1 protein-coding gene is annotated in these 852 nt (G+C 66.1%); it reads right to left on the reverse strand.

Annotated features, from left to right (window positions below):
- Positions 1–852: endolytic transglycosylase MltG (locus ACNPM4_RS11185; protein WP_448985754.1), on the reverse strand; the 852-nt coding region annotated here is incomplete at both ends.

Raw genomic sequence — 852 nt, forward strand, 5'->3', positions numbered from 1 at the left:
GCTCTCGAGCGCCTCCTTGGAGCTCGCCACGACACCCTCGTGCAGCGATCCATAGCCGTACTGGGCTGTCGAGTCCATCTGCAGCAGCATGTCGATATCCAGACGGTTCTGGATGACTCGCGACACCTTCGCGAAGTCGTCCAGTCGGCCTTCACGCTGGATGATCGAGGCGATCGTCAGCACGCGCTGCGCGTCTTCGGGCGGCACTCCTGCCTCATCGAGCGCTTGGCGGGTGCGGTCGACCATCCGCTGGATGACCTGCGTCGGGGTGACCTCAGGGTCGAAGGTGTACACGGCCGGGAACAGCCAGCCTTCGAGGCTCCGCGCGTCGACGCCGTACTGCGACGGGTCCTTGACGGCCGCCTCGAAGTCGGCGAGCGGGAGGCCGAGAGTCTCGGCCATGCCGGGCAGCGACGAGACGATCGTCGCGCCCTCGCCGACCGACACCGTGTTCTCGAGCTTGTTGGCCTCATCCTCGAGAGCTGCGAGAGCGGCCTCGGCCGTCATCTTCTGCTGCAGGCGGTACACCCCGGGGTAGAACGTCGGGTTGATGCCCTCATCGACCAAGTAGTCGTAGAACACATCCTCGGTCTTCGTGACGCCCGCTTCGTGGAGAGCGATCGAGACCGGCCCGCCGGTGTCGCCTTCCTTGATCGTGACCAGTGCTTCGCCGGTCGCCTGCCCTGGTTCCCAGTCCTTCGACGGCCCCCAGCCCATGGCCTCGCTGATCCTGTCACCGTAGGTGTTCGCCACCCAGACGCCGGCTCCCGCGAGCCCGCCGACGATTGCGAGGACGATGATCAGCGCGATCAGGCATCCCTTGCGACGCTTCTTCTTCGGCGTGGCGTCGAC

It is taken from the genome of Microbacterium umsixpiens (assembly GCF_053543675.1).